Below are 624 nucleotides of genomic sequence, written 5' to 3' on the forward strand. Positions count from 1 at the left end.
TGCCTCGGACTGGAACCTACGCCGGAAATGTTCACCGCGCATATGGTCTTGGTGTTCCGAGAGGTCTGGCGGCTGCTGCGTAATGACGGCACGCTCTGGATGAATTTCGGCGACACATACGCGAGCGGTGGAAAAGGCGGAGGTGGATCATATGTTGCTGAGAGAAGAGCCTGGGAAGGAAAGGATGCAGTCAAAGGCTGGCGCAGTCCGCCGGAAGGTCTTAAGAATAAGGATCTTGTCGGCATACCATGGCGCATAGCGTTTGCACTGCAGGCGGATGGCTGGTATCTCCGGATGGATAACATCTGGAGTAAGCCGAACTGCATGCCGGAAAGTGTTCAAGACAGGCCGACAAAGGCCCATGAGTATATCTTCCTACTGTCAAAGTCAGAACGGTATTACTACGACAGAGAGGCGATTAAAGAGCCCTTGGCGCCAGCGAGTGTCGTCAGGTTATCTCAAGACCTTGATGGGCAACAGGGTTCAGCAAGGGGAAACGGTGGGGTGAAGACAATGAAAGATGTTGGTGGTTCTCCCGGCGCCTTTGGACCGCCTCAATCAAGAAAGCGCAGCGGTAATAAGGAACGGAAACATGGGGAGAACCGGGATAGACCAGGATCACAC

The 624-nt window shown here is 54.0% G+C and carries 1 protein-coding gene; it reads left to right on the plus strand.

The annotated features are described in order from the left end of the window. Window positions 1–624 (plus strand): DNA methyltransferase (locus GQY55_RS30795; protein ID WP_236575992.1); only part of this gene is annotated, 624 nt, incomplete at both ends.

The sequence above is a fragment of the Paenibacillus sp. USDA918EY genome, from assembly GCF_009870825.1.
Lineage (GTDB): Bacteria > Bacillota > Bacilli > Paenibacillales > Paenibacillaceae > Paenibacillus_AQ > Paenibacillus_AQ albilobatus.